At 41.7% G+C, this 1,630-nt stretch carries 1 protein-coding gene; it reads right to left on the bottom strand.

Annotation, left to right across the window (positions count from 1 at the left end):
* Positions 1–807, bottom strand: an 807-nt coding sequence (locus HGJ98_RS11610) for a diacylglycerol kinase family protein (RefSeq protein WP_291351548.1), incomplete at its 3' end; no start/stop codon positions are given.
* Between the last annotated feature and the right edge of the window lie 823 nt (positions 808–1,630).

The raw sequence follows: 1,630 nt of genomic DNA, 5'->3' as shown, positions 1-1,630 counted from the left end.
GTCAGTAAATGTACCACGGTGCCTGCTTTGTTCCCCTTTCATGTAGAGCATCATAGCCTTGAGCAAAGAAATTCTCGTCCCCTGGTGTGTTATGCTAAGATTAAGCAGACCATCACTCATATCTCCATCAGGAGCCATAAAGAAGGCTCCTCCCATCCGTTTCCCATTCATGATAGAAATAAGAGCCGGAGTAAGTATCTGCTTTTTATCTTTGTAAGATATTTCGACTGTTGGAGCTTTAGGGAGCATAATCAAGGTTTTAAGCGCTGCAATGATATATGATGCCGCTCCATGAAAATGCTTCATTTTTGCCGCCTCCAGCCCGACAATTGTATCAAAGCCGATACCAACACCGTTTCCGAAGTACCGACCCTCAGGAAAGTCACCTCCGGTAATAAGCCCAACATCCATCGGATAAAAAGTCCCATCAAGAAGAAGGCGCATGCTCTCTGTAAGATCGTGTGGAACTCCTGCTCCAAAGGCAAAGTCATTCCCACGACCAATGGGCAAGACACCAAACTGTAAAGGATTTTGATGGATTGATGATGATTCAGATTTACGGGAATTAAACATAAGTCCGTTTATTACCTCGTTAGAAGTACCGTCCCCGCCAGCGGCTACGATTACGTTATCAGGAATTTGAGCACTCGATTCTGCTATGGAAGTAGCATGACCGATTCCTTCTGTAAGAACAATTTTGAAATCTGCTGCATTTTTTGAAAAGAACTCTTTTATTAAAGGGATTTTTTTCTTTGCATTTCCCTGATCGGCAGTTGGGTTGAGGATGATTGTAAAATATCTGTTCATATCTACTCCTAATCGAGAGTTGCCCTAATATTACCAAGGTGAACGTTGTACCAGCTCGATAAACCGGTAACTTTCCCCAGCTTTTATTTATAGGGTTTTTTATAACTAAAGTTCATTATATCTTTTTAGGTTATTATATTCAAATATTAAGTTTCCTAAATTATAGATTAGACCTTTAACAGAGTCAAATGAATTAGTCTTTTTCGAATTTTTTACATTTTTATATTAATACGACAAAGGTTTTAAAAAATCCTTCTTTTTAAAAGAAAATGTTTTTGTCACGGTAGGACAGCCAGTTACCCGACTGCCCCCGCACAGATCCCAGCGTGCGGAACTACCGCACTGGGCTCTTCAGAAATACTCGCTTCCGTAAAAGACAAATTAGTATTGCCTTCTTTGCTATTCCCTGCAGGGAGGTTTGCATTTGTTACTCCAGTCCTACTTGCCCGGCAAATGTTTCCTTTGCAGGCTACGTATTCTGTCAGCCCCTTCCTCTATTTTCTATGAGTACTATGAGCTGATCCGACTCCCTATAAGCCATCAGTCACCCTCTCTTTCTATCGGGTAGACTTACCTTAGGTAAGGAGCTTATAGGGTCTCCCAAGTTCTCTTATATCTCTCTACAGACATGCCATGTGCCAAGACCCCGACAGACCCTCTTTAGAATCTCGCCATATGCGATTCTCTTGTGTAGGCTTCCGTAACTCGAACAACGTCGCCATCTGCATTAATCTCTTTTTACGAGGCTGTATAATTCACATTCAGGAAGTACGGTCTTCCTTATGGCCTATCTGTTTCCCTGTGTACGCTTCATCTAATGGTT

The sequence above is a fragment of the Desulfosporosinus sp. genome, assembly GCF_014237355.1.
Classification (GTDB): domain Bacteria; phylum Bacillota; class Desulfitobacteriia; order Desulfitobacteriales; family Desulfitobacteriaceae; genus Desulfosporosinus.
Note: the sequence above shows the minus strand (reverse complement) of the source record. Positions and strands in the feature narration are given on the sequence as shown.